Origin of the sequence: Zavarzinella formosa DSM 19928 (assembly GCF_000255705.1) — a bacterium.
Lineage (GTDB): Bacteria > Planctomycetota > Planctomycetia > Gemmatales > Gemmataceae > Zavarzinella > Zavarzinella formosa.
The window spans coordinates 138,168-156,008 of the sequence record NZ_JH636452.1; the positions used below are offsets into that span (position 1 = coordinate 138,168).

Here is a 17,841-nt window from a genome sequence, read left to right on the forward strand (position 1 = left end):
ATCGGGTGTTTTTCAAAACAGCCCGATTCTACCCGATCATCATCAGAGAACCGCACGGATTATTTTTCAAATGACAATGGGAGGGGCATCAATCAGGGGGAATCAACACCTCGCGGTTGTCGTTTCCCTTACGCCGCCTGCCGGGCTTTCGCCGGGAGGGCCATTTCGCGGCGGACGGCGTCTTCGGCGAATTGTTCCGAGCTGGCCATGCCGATGCCGGTGCGGACGCCTGTTTTCACCAGCAACTTCCGGCGCAGTTGCCGGAACGGTTTGGCGACCACGCGGTGGGCGCGAATCCACCACGGCCGGACGGCGTCCAGTTCCCGTTCGGCGATGGCCGCCTGATCGGGGCGGTGTTTGATGACGTGCTTCAACAAATGGTAATCGTCCGACCGGCACAGATAGCTCAACAGCGTCCGCACACCCGGAATCCAGCGCAATCGGGGGTTGGTGGCGTCGAAGCAAATCTGGAAGTCAATGAGGTACGGCCGGCCGTCATCCCCCACGATGATGTTTTCCCGCTTGTGCAGATCGACATAGGCCAGCCCGCGATGGTGCATGGCCGCGAGGAGCGTCTTCAACGAGGGGAAGAAACCGCTGTTCACCACTTCGCCGGAGGTGAGCGGGTGCCCGTTCAAAAACTCCCTCGCGGCGGCATTCGGCAATAACCGGCCATTGGCCCGAACTTCCCGGCACGGACGCGGCAAATTCGGCAGATCGGCCAGGCGTTCAAGGGCCTTGCGTTCCCGGTCGGCGAGACGCTTGCCCAGCCATTTCATGTCGATGAAGCCAATCGGCTGGACACGGTTGAACTTGCAGATGATCGACTTGTTGAGACCGCGATAGATGGCCGTCGCCGCCCAGGAATCGTGCTTGAGCAGTTCAAGGAGGCAATAGGGCTGGCCGTCCACGTCGATTTCCGGCGGTGGTTCGCTTGCCCCGAGGGCGCGGAAGATCGGCGGCCGGGGTTTGGACTTCTTCGCATGCAGGGGCAAGGTAGCCATGAAAATCGTCCCGAACTCTGGGGGCAAATACCGCGGGCCATCCTCCATCGGCCATCGCGGTACGTCGTCTTCGGGGATTCGGCCTTACGCTCCGTGGCCTGTTTTCAGGGGATTCGTCACAACCGGCGGGGTTTCCCTTGCTTGCGCAACCTCGCTTGGAATTGAGCAATCAAACACTTCTTATTCCGGAAAATCACGTCCCAGCCGTTCGTAGGGCACGGTGAAAAAGTAATCGAGTGTTTTCTTCGAGGCATCGCCCCGTTGAAGCCCCGTCTTCAGGAAAAACTCCCGCTGTTTGGATGTCCCGTGGGTGAAACTTTCCGGCCGAACAGCCCGGCCGGCTCCCTGCTGCAACTTGTCGTCGCCGATGCCTTGGGCTGCCTGCAAACCCGACTCGATATCGCCGGGTTCGAGGATTTTCTTCTGCTTGTTCGCATGATACCCCCACACCCCGGCCAGGTAATCAGCCTGAAGTTCAAGCCGCACCGAGAGTTGGTTCATGGCTTCCTTGCTCACACGGCCCCGTTGCGAATCCACTTTCTGGCTGTAACCCATCAGGTTCTGAACATGGTGGCCGACTTCGTGGGCGATCACATACGCCCGCGCAAAGTCAGCGCTGGTTCCGGTCAGTTTTCGCAACTCGGCGAAGAAGTCGAGGTCGATATACACCTGTTGATCGCCCGGACAGTAGAACGGCCCCATTGCCGACTCGCCCTGACCGCAGGCCGTGTTGGTCACTCCGTTGAAGACGACCAATTTGGGCTTTTTGTACCGCATCCCCTGCTCGCGAAACTGCTCTTCCCACACATCTTCGGTGAGATGCAACACCTTGCTCACAAACACCTTTTCCGCGTCGTTCTGCTTCGCGGAAACATGGCCTTGCTGCGCCCCTTGCTGTTGCTGCACTTTGTCCAGAATCTGCTTGGGGTCGCCCCCTTGGATCAGAAAAATGATGATCCCGATGATGGACAGGCCGCCGAGGCCGCCGCCGACCGCCATCGGGCCGCCCATGCCGCGACGGTCTTCCACGTTTTCACTTTCTGTTTCATCTGACATCTGCATATCGGCATCTCCCCAAGATCGAGAGTCGAAGTTTGTGGTTATGTCCCAACGGACGAACTTAGTTTAGACACGCGGTCCAACGCTTCCAGTTCGCAACCGGTGATGGCCGCGGATCGGGGTGAGAAAAGTGAAGAACAGAAGAATTTTCAGTCACAGATGAACACGGATAATGCCATGAATTTCAATGGCTAACCCTTCAAAATCCATCAGCAGCTCTTGCAAACATTCTCTTTGTGTTGGGTAAATATAACTGAGCCAGCGAACGGCAACGATATTGTCATGCAAAACAAAACGTAAGTTGTGTTCCCCAAACGAAAGGGTTTCCGCATGAACGGGCTCACAAACAAAATCGCCCTCGTCACCGGCGGCAGTCGCGGGCTTGGCCGCAACACTGCTTTGCGGCTGGCTCGGAATGGCGCCGACATCATCCTCACCTATCGCAGCAAAAAGCAGGAAGGAGAAGCCGTCGTCGCGGAAATCGAACAACTCGGCCGCAAGGCGGTCTTGCTACCCTTGGATGTCGCCGACACGAAGCAGCTCGGGCAGTTCTCCGAAGCGGTGGCCGAGGCGTTGCAAAAGACCTGGGGCCGGAAGAATTTTGATTTTCTCGTCAACAATGCGGGCGTTGGCATCACCAGCCCGTTCGCGCAAACCAGCGAGGAGGCATTCGATAGCCTGATGAATATTCACTTTCGCGGCACATTCTTTCTCACGCAACAGATGCTGCCGTTGCTGGCCGACGGCGGCCGCATTATCAACACCTCCACGGGGCTGACTCGCTTCGCCACTCCGGGATATTCGGCCTACGCCTCGATGAAAGGGGCGATGGAGGTGCTGACCAAGTATCTGGCGAAAGAACTCGGCTCACGCGGCATCACCGCCAACATCGTCGCTCCGGGGGTGGTGGAAACCGATTTCACCTCGGCCTCGTTTGAGCGCCCCGGCGTGAAGGATTTCCTGGCCTCGCAAACCGCCCTCGGCCGAGTCGGCCAGCCGGATGACATCAGCGGGGTCGTGGTCTTTCTGTGTTCTGATGAGGGCCGATGGGTCAACGCCCAGCGCTTGGAAGCCTCTGGCGGCATGTTCCTGTGAAACCCGCCCGCACCCCGGATTTCAAATCGAAGCATGGTCTTGACAATGCCCGACGCCGGGCTGAAATGGGGAGGGATTCGCCGTTTCTGACAGTCAGGGAGAGAGACATGAGGAACGTGGCCGTTATTGTCATCACCACGATGTTGGTTGCCGTCACCGGCCGGGCGGCCGCGTCGGAAGGCCAGGCCCCGGAGGCGGCCCGGCGGCATCTTCAGGAGGCGTTCGGCAAGCAGTTTGTCGTCTTTCGCGGCAAGGTGCAGGAAGAACTGGTACTGTCGGATGAGCAGAAGAAAAAGGTCGAAGACGAGCTTGAGGAACGGCTTCGGGACGGCATGAAGTTGTTCCAGAAGTTGGAAGGGCTGGGCCAGGAAGAACGGGAGAAGGAACTGGCCGAGTATCGCCCGAAAGTGCGGGAGAAACTGGCCGCATTTTTGAAGGCGACCTTGAAGGAAGACCAACTCAAGCGATTGCGGCAAATCGAACTTCAGTTGGAGGGGGCCTTCGCCTTGGGCCAGCCGGAGATCCGGAAGGAACTTCAAATCACGGACGAACAGGTCATGAAATTCATGGCCGTGGTGAAAGAACTTCAGAAGACAGTCGAGCCACTGATGAAAGAGGCCCGCTCGGGCGGCAATCCCGAGGAAATCCGGCCCAAAGTGATGAAGATTCGCAAAGAACATGAGGGAAAAATCGAGGCCCTTCTCACCGATGCCCAGAAGAAACAGTGGCAGGAAATGCTCGGCAAAGCGGTGAGTCTGGACGACTGATTTTCCGGGCGATTATTTCTTCGTGTCGTCCTTGGCGCCCTTCGTGATCCAATCGCGGACCATGTCAATTTCTTCCTTCGTCGGCTTGGCCGGGGCCTTCTTCGGCGGCATCGCTTTCGCCCCGCCGGTCATCGTCAGTACCAACATGCTCTTTTCCGGCTTCTCGGGGACCACGGCGGCCCCCTTTTTGCCTGCCTTGGTCAGCCCGGCAAAATCATCGAAATTGTAACCGGCTTTCGCCTGTTTGGCCGAGTGGCATTCAATGCAATACTTGGTCAAAAACGGCTTCACATCCTTGGTGTAACTCGGATCGGCCGCCGAGGCGGAATTCAAGCAACCGAAGACAAACACCAAACCGAAGGCAACGCGCATCAACACTGGCAAACTCCGTCGAGAATTTGATGAGTAACGAGGGTGGAGAGAAGTGAGGTTTCTATACAGCATAGGTTTGGCCGAGTCGAGGAAAATCATTCGGACGATGATTTCCATTCCCCGGAAAAGGCTTGCATGATTTTGCATTTGACCGGGAAGTTTTGCCTGCATATACATCTTTCATGAGCCATTCACATTCTTCACCGGCCAATTCGGCTTCCACCCCGACAGCCACACCCTGTCTTTGCACGGCTCTCCGGCGGGCCTCTCGGGCGGTGACGCGGATCTACGACACGGAATTTCGTGACACCGGCCTGCGGGTCACCCAATATGCCCTGTTGAGCGCGCTGAGCCGGTCGGGCGAGGTTCGTCAAAGCGATCTGAGTGAGATGACATTTCTTGAAGAAACCTCGCTAACCCGTGCGTTGGCTGTGCTTCATCAATCAGATTGGGTGTCCATCCGACCCGGCGCTGATCGGCGGGAGAAGCGGGTGTCGATCACGGAGGCGGGAAAAGCCAAACTCGCGCAAGCCCGCCCGGCGTGGTTGAAAGCCCAAGAGCGGTTGCGTCAGGCCATGCCGGAGGCCGTTTGGGCCACGCTTTTCGCGGTGTTGCCAAGCGTGGCCCAAACCGCGTCAGAGATTTGATTGTTTTGCCTGAAAAACATGTATGCACAAGTATTTTGCGGTTCAACGAAGGGGATATTGATGCTCGCCACTACCCGTCGCCTCCACCCGGCCTGGACTGTCGCCGGGGCGACGTTTCTTATTCTCCTCGCTACAGCGGGTGTGCGCTCAACCCCCGGCGTGTTGATTGTGCCGCTTGAACGGGAATTTGGCTGGAGCCGGGCTACGATCTCGGTGGCGGTTTCGGTCAATCTGTTCCTTTATGGCCTGATTGGCCCGTTCGCCGCCGCGTTGATGGACCGGCTCGGCGTTCGCAAAACGGTTCTCATTTCATTGGCGACCGTGACGGCGGGTGTCAGCCTGACCACCCACATGTCGGCTTCGTGGCAATTGGTGATGTTGTGGGGCGTGGTCGTTGGCGGGGGCACGGGGATGACGGCGCTCGTTCTGGCGACCACGGTGGTGAATCGCTGGTTTGTCACCCGTCGCGGGTTGGTCCTTGGCGTGCTGACCGCCAGTTCGGCCACGGGGCAACTGGTCTTCCTCCCGTTGATGGCCGCTCTTGTCGAACACTTTGGCTGGCGGGCCGCCGCCTTTCTGGTGGCGGGGGCTTTGGTGTTGGTGATTCCGCTGGTGGCGTTGTTTCTGCGGGAACACCCCTCGGATTTGGGGGTCGGTCCCTATGGCGGCGAACTCGAACCGGTTTCAATTGCAGTCCCCAAGGCCAATCCGGCATTGGAGGCGATTCGCGGATTGCGCGATGGTTTTCGGTCTCGCGATTTCTGGTTGTTGTCGGGGAGTTTCTTCGTGTGCGGAGCCAGTACGAACGGGCTGATCGGCACCCATTTGATTCCTGCCTGTCTGGATCAGGGGATTCCCGAAGTGACCGCCGCCGGGTTGCTGGCATTGATGGGGCTGTTCGATCTGGCGGGCACCACCGCCTCCGGCTGGCTGTCGGATCGCCTCGATAACCGGACTTTATTGAGTTGGTATTACGCCTTGCGCGGCTTGTCGCTGATCTGCCTGCCGTTCGGGCTGGCGGATGCCTCATGGGGCCTGACGATCTTCGCCGTTTTCTACGGTCTTGACTGGATTGCCACCGTGCCGCCGACCGTGCGACTGACGGCAGACACGTTCGGGCGGGCGCGGGCCGCGATCATGTTCGGCTGGATCGTGGCCGCCCACCAGTGCGGGGCGGCCGTGGCGGCTTTCGGAGCCGGGGCCATCCGCTCATGGAGCGGCAATTACGAACGGGCGTTTCTCACCTCGGGGGCGCTCTGTCTGGTCACCGCCGCGATGGTCTTGCAAATTCGCCGGCCGGTGTCGGTTTCCAAGGAAGAACCTCTTCCCGAACCGGAAGCAATTTCCCCGGCGGAGGCCGTCGCATGAGACGCTTTTCCACGACTGCGTTATTGGTCGCCGCGACCGCCGCGATGGCAGCCGCCTTCCTGATTCAACCGGGCACCGGTCATCCCGTGACCCCGTGGATGGCCGACTCTGCCCAAGCCGAAACCGGGCGTGAGATTCCCGCGTTGCCGGGGATGGCTTCCGATCGCCCGACGGTGGTGATCTTCATTCTGCCGGGCTGCCCGTGCAGCGAAGCCTATGAACAACAGACCCATGAGTTGTTCAGGGCTTGCGGATCACAGGCTCATTTCATCGGCGTCGTGGCTGGTGACGACCAAGAGGCGATTGAATGGCAGCGCGAACATCAAACGCCATATCTGGTGATCGCGGATGCCGACCGCTCGATCTCGCGCGGCTTCGGAGCCAAACGCTCGGCCTACACGGCGCTGGCACTTGACGGAAAAACGATCTGCCGCCTCTGGCCGGGTTACTCGGCCGGGATGCTGCAAGAGCTTGGTTCGCAAATCGCCACTGCCACCGGCGCCCGGCCGTTTTCACTGCAATTCCCCGATGCGCCAGCCACCCTTGCTTCGGGTTGTCCCCTTGATTGATCGGAGCCGCATTCAACACAAACTCTTCGGGCGGTTACTTTCCGGAAGGTTGAATAGAGGCTTGAAGTTTGATCAATGGCTCGTGATTGACCCGCACCAGTCCGCGACGCGGGCGGTCGAAATCCAGAATCACGAACAACACAAGAGCCATCAAGACGTTTAATGACAGCCACAGCCCCGCGTGACATTTCCCCGCCTGGCCCGATGAATGTCCCATGAGCAGGCACGACACGATCACGCATGCGACCAAAAGGCCGAGAATCGGCATGGGCAGATGGCTGTCGTCTGCCCACGCTCGCGTTCCGTCCAAATCAATCATTTCGTTGGTGGCGGGCACAATCTGGCTGGTCAAAGCGGTTTGCTGGTTTGCTTTGACGGCCGCCTCGACTCGCTCCCATAGTTCGTCGAGCAGGCGGCCCATCTCTTGGGTGGCCTGCCGGTTTTCCGCCGGGTCGATGCCTTTTTCGTAAAACTCCAGCCGAACGCTCACGTATCGTCGCAACGTCTCTCGAATTCGATCACGGTCGGAAGGGGGGAGCAATCCGGCCCGCAAATAGCAGGTGCCGATGGCGTTCGCCTCGCTCAACACCACTTTTCGCCGGTTGTCGTGCCGGCTGACGGTCATGGAGAAAGAAAAGCCCATGAGCAAGGCGACCAGCCCAAACACGCTTCCCTTGAGCATGTTGGAAACGTTTCGAGACGGCTCGGACTCTCCGAACCGATGGCGTTTGCCGACGACATATCCGATCACGTTGGAGATTGTCATGGCCGCCAGCATGATCGAAATCAGAAGCCATGTCGGTTCGTTTCGGATCAGGTCGCTCATGGGCTTGTCGCTTCCCTCGTCGGATTTTTAAGACGCAGACCGGAAGATCAATCGCACAATGGGGGATTGGCCGGTCGGCGGCCATCGAACTGGTGATGTTTGCCATCCTATTGAACGGCCGTGTTCCGCGCCCCGCGCCATCGGGAATGATTCACGGGGCAAGGTTGGGAAACGCCCCACACGTTACTCGCGAGGGTGGAATTTCATTTTGCGATCAAAAAACGCAAACAGGCCGGAGTTTTCCGGCGAGCAACACGCTACAGAACTTGGAGTTTCCGGATTTCAAAACCGGTCAAAATCGGCTCCAAAAGTGACCGAAAACTGTGAAAAACACCCTTCCGGCGACCATTTTTGGACAGTTGGACACCCACCCAGGTGGTCAAAACCAGTGGGCCAACTGAACACCATTTTTCAAAACCCCCGGCAAATCGACACATCGCCTAATGATTTTGGAGTAATCCGGGGCCTTTTGGCAGTCTTTTTCATGGCCCAATATGGTCGCCCAAAGTTGATTCCGGGCCGGTTGAAAAGAGCCACATGGCCCAAATACTGATTTGGCCCAAAGGGGCAAACAGAAAGACCGATCCGTGCGGCATGAGAAATTGATTAGTGAGGTGATTGCTCTCATCTCTCATCGCCCACACGAGGCCGGATCAGCCTCGAAGATACTCGCTGGTAAGCGATTGCTTCGCCTTGAGCAAATCCTTGGGCGTGCCTTCAAACATGATCGTGCCCCCTTTGCTGCCGCCTTCAGGGCCGATGTCGATGATCCAGTCGGCGTTTTTGATGACGTGGAGATTATGCTCGATCACGATCACCGTGTTGCCCGCGTCCACCAGACGGTTCATGACGGCCAGCAGGTGGCTGATGTCGGACATGTGCAAGCCCGTGGTGGGTTCGTCCATCACGTAGACGCTGCCCTTTTTGTGCAGTTCGCTGGCCAGCTTGATGCGCTGGCATTCTCCGCCCGAGAGCGTGCTGAGCGGCTGGCCGAGGCTTAAATAATCCAGCCCCACATCGCTCATCGCTTGCAGTTTGCGAAGCACTTCCTTGATTTTGAAATATTCCAGCGCCTGCCGAACGTTCATGGCCAGCACGTCGCTGATGGATTTGCCATTCAGTTGATAAGCCAGCACTTCGTCCTTGAAACGCTTGCCGCCGCAGACTTCGCAAGGTGTTTTCACTTCGCTCAGAAAAGCCAGGTCGGTGTAGATTACGCCGAGTCCCTGGCAGTTTTCACAGGCGCCTTTGGAATTGAAACTGAACAACGACGCATTGACTTTGTTGGCCGTGGCGAACGCCTTGCGCACATCATCCAAGATACCTGTGTAAGTGGCCGGGTTGGATCGGCTGGAAACGCCCACGGCTGATTGGTCGATGACGATGGCGTCGGGATGTTGCCGCAAGAAGACTTGGTTGATTAACGAGCTTTTTCCCGAACCCGCCACGCCGGTCAACACCGTCAACACGCCGGTGGGGAAATCCACGCTGAGATTCTTCAGATTATTCACATTGGCATTGCTGACAGACAATTTGCCTTTTGGCTTGCGAAATTCATCCTTCAATGGAATCTTTTGTTTGATGTGTTTTCCGGTCAACGTGTCGGCGCACAGCAAATCTTGATAGCTGCCCTCGAAAACGATCTCGCCCCCCAACCGCCCGGCATGGGGGCCGACATCGACGATGTGGTCAGCCACTTTGATCACGTCCGGATCATGCTCCACGACGATGACGGTGTTGCCCTTGTCCCGCAGTTTTTGCAGCAATTCATTCATCCGATGCACGTCTCGCGGGTGCATGCCCACGCTCGGCTCGTCGAAGACATACATCACATCCATCAGGCTGCTGCTGAGATGTTTGACAATCTTGATACGCTGGGATTCCCCGCCGGAGAGCGTGTCGGTTTCACGGTTCAGGCTGAGGTATTCAAGGCCGATGTCCACAAGGTGTGTCAGGCGTTCCGCCAGTGTGTTGATAATCGGTTTGGCAATCGGGTCTTTGACGGCCTTCACGAACTCGATCAATTCGGCAATCTCCATGCCGGCCAGTTCCGCAATGTTGCGGCCTTCGATCTTGCATTGCAAGACCGGCTGGCTGAGTCGCGCGCCCTTGCAGATAGAGCACGGGCCGATGGTCATATACGGAGCGACGGCGTTTTGCGTGCGCTCCGACATTGTTTTGACATCACCCTTGATGTATTTGGATTCAAATTTGGCGATGATGCCTTGAAAGGTCAGGTTGATATCCTTGGCGCCGACTTTTGTTTTGACCTTCATTGGCTCGCTGTGCAACAGCAAGTCCATTTCCTTTTGAGTGTATTTGGCAAGCTTCTTATCCGGGTCGAACAATCCGGTTTGAATGCAGAGGCTCCAGCCCCATGAATCCACCGCATATTCCGGGAACAGAATGGCCCCTTCGTTGAGCGATTTGGATTTGTCCAAAAACTTGTCCATATCCACGCCCAGCTTGCGGCCAAGCCCGTTGCAATTCGGGCACATGCCCTGCGGGTCGTTGAAGCTGAAGACGTTGACCGGCCCGACAAACGGCTGGCCGACTCGCCAATAGAGGCGGCGCAGGATGCTGTAAATATCGGTGACCGTCCCCACGGTCGAATGGGAGCCGCCGCCCAGCCGTCGTTGATCGACGACGATGGCCATGCTCAGGTTTTCGATGGCATCCGCCTCGGGCTGGGGATAGCGAGGCAGAAAATTGCGGATGAACAGACTGAAGTTTTCGTTCAACAGTCGTTGGGCTTCGTTGGCGATGGTGTCAAACACAATCGACGACTTCCCGGAACCGGATACACCCGTGAAAATCGTGATCTTGCGTTTGGGAATCCGCAACGAAACATTCTTTAAATTGTTCTCGCGGGCACCGCGAATCTCGATGTATTCCTGGGGCATCATCCATTCCTCAAGAGGTGTCTCGTTCCGTTTCACCAATCTGGATGATTTAACGGCGCATCGGGCCAGTCGGCGCGGATTTTGTGAGTTCAGTCGGCGTCCGCTTTGGGTTCCGTGAGAAGCCGCACCGCCTCGGCGATACTCCGTCGCAAAGCGGCCTGCCGCTTCAGCGCGTCGGGGTCAATCAGCGGACCATAGGGGTTTGCCGGTGTCCAGGCCGTGGCGATTGCCATGATGGCCGTCAGGATGAAGCCCGGCGAGAAAGTCTTCCCGACCTGACCGGCGTTTTGCGCCTTCAACAAGGCGGCGAGTTTGGCGTTCTTGGCCGCGCCTCGCGCGGTTGGCTCGTTCGCTTTTTGTTCCAAGCCGAACCAAGTCATCAGCCGAAACAGATCGGGATTGGCCATCGCGAAATCGAAAAGGCGTCCCGCGTAACCCGGCAAATCGTCGGCGGTGAATTGAACTTCCTCAAAGGCTCGGGCGAGATGCTTCTGCAAAACGGTCGTGAAAAGCGTCTCCTTGTTCTCGAAGTAGATGTAAATCAGGTTTTTGTTGCACCCGGCGTTCTTGGCGATGCGATCCACCCTCGCGCCGGCAATTCCATACGCGGAAAACTCCGCCGTGGCCGCCTCCAGAATTCGTTCGCGTGTCGCCTCGGCATTCCGCATCGAATGGCCCTTTTCGTTTTTTCAATCCTACCGCTTGACTAACCGGTTAGACAAGTCTAATGCTAAACTAACCGGTTAGTTAGTTATCCGGAAAATCTCGTTTGCCACTCGAAAGGAGCAGGACAATGAGCAAAGCGAATGAATCCACGCTCGGCGGCCCGTTTACGTTTCCCGGCACCTCCCTGACGGTTCGCCGGGTGGGCTATGGCGCGATGCAACTCGCCGGCCCCGGCGTGTGGGGGCCGCCCAAGAACCCGGAGGGCGCCGTTGCTGTTCTCCGCGAGGCAGTCGCGGCCGGCGTGAATCACATCGACACGGCTGATTTCTACGGCCCGCACATCACCAACCAGATCATCCGGCAAGCCCTGCACCCGTACCCGGCGGGGTTGGTGATCGTCACCAAGCTCGGGGCGCGCCGCCCGGCCGACGGATCGTGGCAACCGGCCATTTCGCCCCAAGAACTAACCGACGGCGTCCACGACAACCTCCGCAATCTGAGTCTGGATGCGCTCGACATCGTCAACTATCGCGCGATGGGGTCGATTCACGGCCCTAAGGAAGGTTCCATCGCCGAACAGGTGACTGCGCTGGCCGATCTCCAAAAGAAGGGGCTGATCCGTCACGTCGGTTTGAGCAATGTCACGTCTGCCCAAGTGGCCGAAGCGAAGTCGATCACGGATATCGTTTGCGTCCAGAACAACTACAATCTGGCCAACCGTCAGGACGACGCTTTGATTGAAGAACTGGCCGGGCAGGGCATCGCTTATGTGCCGTTCTTTCCGCTTGGCGGGTTCACGCCGTTGCAATCGTCCACCCTCTCCGATGTGGCGACCCGGCTCGGGGCCACGCCAATGCAAGTCGCGCTGGCGTGGTTGCTGCACCGCTCGCCAAACATCCTGCTCATCCCCGGCACCTCATCGGTCGCCCATTTGCGCGAGAATCTGGCCGCCGGGCAGTTGTCGCTGACGCCCCAAACGTTGACGGAGTTGGACGGAATCGGCGTTGATATCCGAGCTTGATCAGATGCGGTATTCTGAAATACTGAAACAGAAAGACATCCGTGCCAGAAGAACACGCTCAAACGCTCTTTGGTTTCTTCAGAGTGCGGGCCGGGCGGGCGGTTGTCTGTACTGATGTGTTCAACGCCACGGCGGCACGAATCAGCTCCTTCAGTGCCTTTTCATCAATCGTGTCGCCCTCATGCAAATCAATTGCCCGTCGTGTGTTGCCTTCAAGGCTGGAATTGAAAAGGCCGGAAGGATCTTCCAGCGAGGCCCCCTTGGCAAAGGTCAGCTTCACGGCATTCTTGTACGTCTCCCCGGTGCAAATAATCCCGCCATGCGACCACACCGGAACCCCTAACATCGAGTTTGACGGCTTCCTCCACTTTACCTCCTCAACCACCTCCGGATCGGCCTGCTTGATGATCATCCGAACCCGAGCAATCATCTCGCCCCGCCAGTCACTCAGTTTCTTGATTGTCGTATCGATCAATTGAGAAGGAGATTCTTCTTCTACTTGTTCTGCCTTCGGGTCGCTCTTTTTCTTCTTCATGACCGTCTCTTTCTCATGTGGCTACAACGCTTCTTTCTCCGGGAAATCAATGCCCATCTCGGCAAACTGCTCACGGCATTGCTTCATTGCTTTTTGAGCTTCCGCCGCCGTGTCGATCGAATGCCACCATTTCGGCGAATTGGAATTGCCATCGGTATCCGGCCCTTTGAATCCGAGCTTGTCCAACTGATCATAACGGATTTTCGGGTCTTCAAATGTCGACTCCAGCCATGCCGCTTCATCGCGGGATAGTTCAAAGTAGTCGGCGGGGCGGGCCAGTTTCCGCTTGAAGACAGATTGGACAAATGCAGACTGCTCCTCGGATAGATCGTAATCCGCTTGGAAAGCGGCAAGAGCGACATCATGGTCTTCCATCAATTCTGCGGTTATCAAGTCCACGCCATTGGCAAGTTGCGTGTCCCAATTATCCGATGCGATGACTCGGTCTCCATCGTCCCAAAAGGCCGCCGTTACCTGGATGTCCTTTGGTCCGTCAAATAACAGATATCGAAGCGCGCCGCCGTTCGCGAGGGATCGCTGATACGCCGGACAACCGAGAAAACAGTGTTCCAACAGGGCATTGTCGTTGAAATTCCTTCCGTGAACGTCGAAAAAAGCTCCCGCCAAGGGGGCATCGGGATACCAATGGCCGCTCGCAAAGGTAATTGCCCCGTCACGGCCATCACCCCCTCTGAGGACATAGGTATTACGTGACCAACCTCTGAAACCAAAACCCGGGTCTTTCGCCGACATGACGGCGTTGACAATCCCACCCATGATGGCTCCCGTCCAGACAGTCGCTTTCTTGGGGAACGGTGTGCTCATGAGCATTCCAACCTTTGAACTGAAGAAAAAGGTGCGTGTGATTTCAGGCCAATCATCGGCTCGCTTTGTTCATTTTCCTTTTCCTGGAGGCTTTGTCGTCCGCTTGCGCCAGACGCAATCGCTCACAACCGTTCGCCAGGCAATTGGCTGGCTTGTCTCACCCAATTGGCGAATTGAGCTTCGTCGAACTGGCCGTCCTCGTGGATGTGGAAGTAACGGGTATCCTTGCTTTTGGACTCGACGGGGGGGAGGGGACTCAATGACAAACCGCGAAAGAAAGCCACCTTGATGTACTTCGTGATGCAATGGAAGCCGAGGAACCAACCTTGACCCTCGATTCCGTAGAAGGGCGTGTTCCATTTGACCGCTTTGCAAACACCGGGAACGGTGCGATCAATGATCGCATCAAGCCGCCGCCCGACATCGCTTTTCCAACCCGGCATGGCCGCAATGTAAGCCTGTACGGGAGCATCGCCATCGGCCTTCGCAATCTGAGGGTTGCCGCCGGAGAGAAGGGCCGGTTTCGTGGTTACCCGCTTGGCGGCGGCCTTCTTTGGGGCTTTTCCTGACTTCTCGGACTCCTTGCCGGCCATTGTGTTCGCTCCCGTATTGCGGTGATTTCGTCATCAAAAAAGGGCGCTGACACCTTTTTTCGCCATGAATCACAGGTCTTCAGGCCATGCGGTGATCACGGCCTCGACGAGTCCGACCGCCGGGCCATCCTCGTCGGTGGTCACGCGGGACACTAAGCCCCGGATGCGAATCGTCTTTCCACGGTCGATGGCGAATGCCCGTCCCAGGTGATTGCCTTTTTTCGGGAGATGTGCGGTGACTCGCGTTGATCCCCCGTTTGGTCCGGGAACATTCAGGACGAGAATGGCGTCCTCGATTTCGGGACGCGGAGGTTTTTCGCCGGGGTGATCGGCCAGCCATTGCGGATATCCAAGCAGGCGGTCGAACTCGGCCAACCCCGGACCCAATGACTCGACCTGTCCCTTATAGACCGCAAGTTGGCCCACGCGGACGCGAGTGGGATTCGGTCCCCGTCGTTCGGCCTCGGCGATGAGCAAGGCATTCGAGTCTGGTTTCGGCTCCCGGCTTCGCACCCCGCCGACAATCAAGGCGACACCGAACCCGCCGCCAACGATGACCCACAACGCCAAGGCGATCTTGAACGTGGAGAGATTGCGGAAGCCGAGAGTGGACATGGGCAAGCCAAATAAAGGGTTGGGGAAGTGTGCGAGTATTTCATCACCGGGCGGAAAGGGGCGACTGGCCCCCTTCCGCCCGCGTTCCATTCGCGTTACTTCGGGCCAATTGCCCACAGGAAACCGTAGCCACGGAAGTAGAGGCGGCCGCCCGCGATGGCCGGGGAGCCGAAGATCTTGTCGGGCAGTTTGTTGGTGGCGAGTTTCTTGAACTCCCGGCCGGCCTGTAGCACGTCCGTGACGCCTTCCTGGCTGGTCGCGTAAATCTTGCCGTCGCCGGCGACCATGTTGGCCCAGTGGTATCCCTTGGTGATGTCTCCTTTGGCGATTTGGTCGCCGGTCTTGGCGTCGTGCAACGTGAACGGTCCGTGGCCGCACAGAAAGATCACGTCGCCGACGCGGATCGGGGAGACCACGTCCGGCGTCGTCTTGATGCGCCAGACTTCGGCCCGGTTGTCCGGGGTGATGTCCCCCTTCGCGCCGACCGGGTTCACGCCGACAGTCGGCCCGTTCTTGCAGGAGGGCACGACGATCAGGTCCGGCGTGACCAGCGGGTCCGAGACGAACCGCCAATTGCGGTTGTTCGTCGGGTTCAGACCCTGCACCCGCCAGACTTCGCCGCCATCCGTCAGCCGGTGGGCCGTGCAGAAGTCGTTGCCGTGCGAGATGAGAAGCGGGCCGCCCTGGCCCTCCCAAATGAAGGCGGACGCATACACGTCCGGGCTTTCGCCCTTGCCGGCGCCGGCGCGGTCAACCGCCCAGTCTTCCTTGCCGGTGAACGCATCGTATCGGACGAGCTTCTGCGCCGTGCGGTGCATCACTTGGAGGTACAGTTTGTCCTTGTGCAATACCGGGGTCCAGTGCGCGCCAAACGCGATGTCGATCTTCCCGAACTTTGAAACGTCGGTTGCCCACACGAGCGCGCCGTCCACGGTGAAACAAGCCAGCGAGCCATTGCCGGCGAAGGCCCACACGTGCTTGCCGTCCGTGGAGCAAGAGGCCGAGGCGTCCGACACGTCGGCCCCGGACGGGTTCTTGTACCGCTTCGCCCCGGTGTTCGAGAGCTTTGCTTTCCATTTCTCCTTGCCGTCGGTTCCGACGCAGATCGTCACCACGTCGTCGCCATCCACCGAGGTCACGAAGACCTTGTCGCCCCACACGGCCGGGGTGCCGGCGCCGATGCCCGGCATCTTGAGTTTCCAGACGATGTTCTTTTCGGCATCCCATTCGGCCGGCAGGTCTTTTTCGGCGGAGTGGCCGTCGTTCTTCGGCCCCCGCCACTGCGGCCATTCGCCGGCGTTCGCAACTGCTCCACAAACGAACGCGACCAGAAATATGCGGATCCAGATCATCGGTGTCCTGACAAAAATGGGGAACCGGGCGGGTGTCATGTGAATATAGCAGGCATCAGTATATTCATCACCACGGATTCACGCAGAGTCGCAAGTCGTCAAGCTCGGCTTCCGAGTGGAGTTGATTGACGTTCGGCAGGCCGGGCCACGCAAACGTCCGTTTGCTCGCCACGTCCGTCTCAATTTCTTCCTTGGGGCCAACGTTACTCAGTGGCAGGCTCGCCTCCCTCGGCCCGGCAGGCAGCGAGGCGGCGGCGTAAAAATTCCTGATCGGCGCGGGCGGTGGTCAATCTCAACGCTTCGCGCCAAGCACATTCGGCGGCGGAACGCTGGTCGAGGCGAAAGTGGAGTTCGCCGAGGACAGCGTGCCAGCCGGGGTAGCGGGCGGGGATGTTTTCCGGGAGGACGGTGGCCAGGTGGTCGAGGCCGGATTGCGGGCCGTGTAGGTAGGACCCGGCGACGGCGCGGTTAAGGGCGTGGAGCGGCGACGGCGCGATGCGGTCGAGCATGTCGTACAAGTCGGTGATTCGGCGCCAGTCGGTTTCGGCGACGGTCGGCGCGCGGCAATGCTCCCACGCGATGCCGGCTTCAACGTGATAGCGTGTCAGTTCATCTCCGGCGGCTGACTTGGCGAGCCACTCCATGCCTTCGCGCACGTCGGTCCAGTTCCAGGCAGAGCGATCTTGTTCTTCGAGCAGAACGATAGCGCCGTCGAGATCGACGCGCGAGTCGAAACGGGCTCCGTGGAAGCACATCAGCGCGAGCAGGGCATGGACCGCCGGGATGTCGCCGACACTTTGGGCGGCGAGCATCCGCGCCAGTCGGCGGGCTTCGTCGCACAGGTCGTGACGGATCGGCAGGTCGCCATGCGTGACGTGACAACCCTGGCTGAACAGGAGGTAGATGACCGCGAGGACGGCGTCCAGCCGAGCGCCAAGTTGGTCCGACGCCGGGGTGTCAAAATCCACGTCCAGTTCGCGAAGCCGCTCCCGCGCCCGCTCGATTCGCTTCTGGATGTTGGCGTCGGTGGTGAGCAACGCGCGGGCGATCTCGGCCGTGCTGAATCCGCACAACGTCTTGAGCGCGATCGCGACACGGGATTCGACCGGCACCGCCTCGTGGCAGCAGACGAAAAGCAGGCGAAGCGGTTCGTCACCGATTTCATCGGCGAAATGCGCCTCGGGCGGCGGCGATTCCTGCCCGGCCTCTTCGACCACGCGCGGCAATGCCCGGTCGTGGATTCGTTCCCGCCGCAGCGCGTCGATCGCGAGATTGCGGGCGGTTCGATATAGCCACCCGGCCGGGTCTTCGGGCACGCCCCGACGCGACCATGTTTCCAGAGCCTGTGTAAGCGCGGCCTGAACGACATCCTCAACCAAGTCGAGCCGGCGCACGCCAAGCGACCGGGTCAGCACGGCGACAAGCCGGCCGGACTCGTGGCGAAAAAAGTGCTCCACCAGAGCTTGGGGTTCATTCATGCGTCATTGACTGATCTTGCCCGGCCGGTCTTTTTGAAATCAGTCGTCGAAGGACATGGCCCTTCCACATCCACAATCCCGAAAAGACAAGCATCGGAAGGAAGACAAACCGAACAGCCGGGGCATACTGCGGAATTTCTTCAAAC

The 17,841-nt window shown here is 58.6% G+C and carries 18 protein-coding genes; 6 read left to right on the plus strand and 12 right to left on the minus strand.

The window, feature by feature from the left end:
* Window positions 1-128: 128 nt before the first annotated feature.
* Complete coding sequence (locus BGIM_RS59415) at window positions 129-1,004, minus strand: protein kinase family protein (protein ID WP_157369906.1); 876 nt, start codon at window positions 1,002-1,004, stop codon at window positions 129-131.
* 180 nt (window positions 1,005-1,184) lie between these two features.
* Window positions 1,185-2,066, minus strand: a complete 882-nt coding sequence (gene ypfJ / locus BGIM_RS0144245) for a KPN_02809 family neutral zinc metallopeptidase (RefSeq protein WP_020476004.1) — start codon at window positions 2,064-2,066, stop codon at window positions 1,185-1,187.
* Window positions 2,067-2,393: 327 nt separating this feature from the next.
* Here ypfJ and BGIM_RS0144255 point away from each other — a divergent pair, with 327 nt between their 5' ends.
* Together BGIM_RS0144255 and BGIM_RS55825 are read left to right on the plus strand one after the other, a co-directional pair.
* Entirely contained in the window at window positions 2,394-3,158 is a 765-nt protein-coding gene (locus BGIM_RS0144255) for an SDR family NAD(P)-dependent oxidoreductase (RefSeq protein WP_020476006.1), read from the plus strand.
* A 107-nt stretch (window positions 3,159-3,265) separates the two neighbouring features.
* On the plus strand, window positions 3,266-3,925 hold the full coding sequence (locus tag BGIM_RS55825) for a hypothetical protein (protein WP_202947401.1): 660 nt from the start codon (window positions 3,266-3,268) through the stop codon (window positions 3,923-3,925).
* A 12-nt stretch (window positions 3,926-3,937) separates the two neighbouring features.
* Here the strand turns inward: BGIM_RS55825 and BGIM_RS55830 are convergent, their stop codons facing one another.
* Complete coding sequence (locus BGIM_RS55830; RefSeq protein WP_029631954.1) at window positions 3,938-4,297, minus strand: c-type cytochrome domain-containing protein; 360 nt, start codon at window positions 4,295-4,297, stop codon at window positions 3,938-3,940.
* 182 nt (window positions 4,298-4,479) lie between these two features.
* On the opposite strand from BGIM_RS55830, the gene BGIM_RS0144270 reads away from it, so the two are divergent.
* From BGIM_RS0144270 to BGIM_RS55840, 3 genes are read left to right on the plus strand one after another with little or no spacing between them, the layout of a single operon-like run.
* Window positions 4,480-4,944 carry a MarR family winged helix-turn-helix transcriptional regulator gene (locus BGIM_RS0144270; RefSeq protein ID WP_020476009.1) on the plus strand — a complete coding sequence of 155 codons (465 nt, stop codon included), beginning with the start codon at window positions 4,480-4,482 and terminating at the stop codon, window positions 4,942-4,944.
* Between the two features lie 60 nt (window positions 4,945-5,004).
* Entirely contained in the window at window positions 5,005-6,312 is a 1,308-nt protein-coding gene (locus BGIM_RS55835; RefSeq protein WP_040892183.1) for an MFS transporter, read from the plus strand.
* A complete protein-coding gene (locus BGIM_RS55840) occupies window positions 6,309-6,881 on the plus strand; it encodes a peroxiredoxin family protein (RefSeq protein WP_020476011.1) in 573 nt (190 codons plus the stop codon). The genes BGIM_RS55835 and BGIM_RS55840 overlap by 4 nt, the downstream gene beginning before the upstream one ends.
* Before the next feature lie 34 nt (window positions 6,882-6,915).
* On the opposite strand, the gene BGIM_RS0144285 is transcribed toward BGIM_RS55840, so the two are convergent.
* The 3 genes from BGIM_RS0144285 to BGIM_RS0144300 form a co-directional block, all read right to left on the minus strand.
* Window positions 6,916-7,707 carry a bestrophin-like domain gene (locus tag BGIM_RS0144285; protein WP_020476012.1) on the minus strand — a complete coding sequence of 264 codons (792 nt, stop codon included), beginning with the start codon at window positions 7,705-7,707 and terminating at the stop codon, window positions 6,916-6,918.
* Window positions 7,708-8,360: 653 nt separating this feature from the next.
* Window positions 8,361-10,613, minus strand: coding sequence for an ATP-binding cassette domain-containing protein (locus BGIM_RS0144295; RefSeq protein WP_020476014.1), 2,253 nt, complete (start codon window positions 10,611-10,613; stop codon window positions 8,361-8,363).
* Between the two features lie 86 nt (window positions 10,614-10,699).
* Entirely contained in the window at window positions 10,700-11,278 is a 579-nt protein-coding gene (locus BGIM_RS0144300) for a TetR/AcrR family transcriptional regulator (RefSeq protein WP_020476015.1), read from the minus strand.
* Between the two features lie 125 nt (window positions 11,279-11,403).
* On the opposite strand from BGIM_RS0144300, the gene BGIM_RS0144305 reads away from it, so the two are divergent.
* Window positions 11,404-12,297 carry an aldo/keto reductase family oxidoreductase gene (locus tag BGIM_RS0144305; protein ID WP_020476016.1) on the plus strand — a complete coding sequence of 298 codons (894 nt, stop codon included), beginning with the start codon at window positions 11,404-11,406 and terminating at the stop codon, window positions 12,295-12,297.
* 58 nt (window positions 12,298-12,355) lie between these two features.
* Here BGIM_RS0144305 and BGIM_RS0144310 read toward each other — a convergent pair whose 3' ends face one another.
* The 6 genes from BGIM_RS0144310 to BGIM_RS0144335 all read right to left on the minus strand — a co-directional run bounded on the left by BGIM_RS0144310 (window position 12,356) and on the right by BGIM_RS0144335 (window position 17,695).
* Window positions 12,356-12,832, minus strand: coding sequence for a DUF1801 domain-containing protein (locus tag BGIM_RS0144310; RefSeq protein WP_020476017.1), 477 nt, complete (start codon window positions 12,830-12,832; stop codon window positions 12,356-12,358).
* Window positions 12,833-12,853: 21 nt separating this feature from the next.
* A complete protein-coding gene (locus BGIM_RS0144315) occupies window positions 12,854-13,609 on the minus strand; it encodes a hypothetical protein (RefSeq protein ID WP_157369908.1) in 756 nt (251 codons plus the stop codon).
* Between the two features lie 170 nt (window positions 13,610-13,779).
* Entirely contained in the window at window positions 13,780-14,250 is a 471-nt protein-coding gene (locus BGIM_RS0144320) for a DUF1801 domain-containing protein (RefSeq protein ID WP_020476019.1), read from the minus strand.
* Between the two features lie 69 nt (window positions 14,251-14,319).
* A complete protein-coding gene (locus BGIM_RS0144325) occupies window positions 14,320-14,865 on the minus strand; it encodes a hypothetical protein (RefSeq protein ID WP_029631957.1) in 546 nt (181 codons plus the stop codon).
* 95 nt (window positions 14,866-14,960) lie between these two features.
* Window positions 14,961-16,217, minus strand: coding sequence for an outer membrane protein assembly factor BamB family protein (locus BGIM_RS0144330; RefSeq protein ID WP_020476021.1), 1,257 nt, complete (start codon window positions 16,215-16,217; stop codon window positions 14,961-14,963).
* A 203-nt stretch (window positions 16,218-16,420) separates the two neighbouring features.
* Window positions 16,421-17,695: an RNA polymerase sigma factor gene (locus BGIM_RS0144335; RefSeq protein WP_020476022.1), complete on the minus strand. Its 1,275-nt coding sequence runs from the start codon at window positions 17,693-17,695 to the stop codon at window positions 16,421-16,423.
* Window positions 17,696-17,841 lie beyond the last annotated feature (146 nt).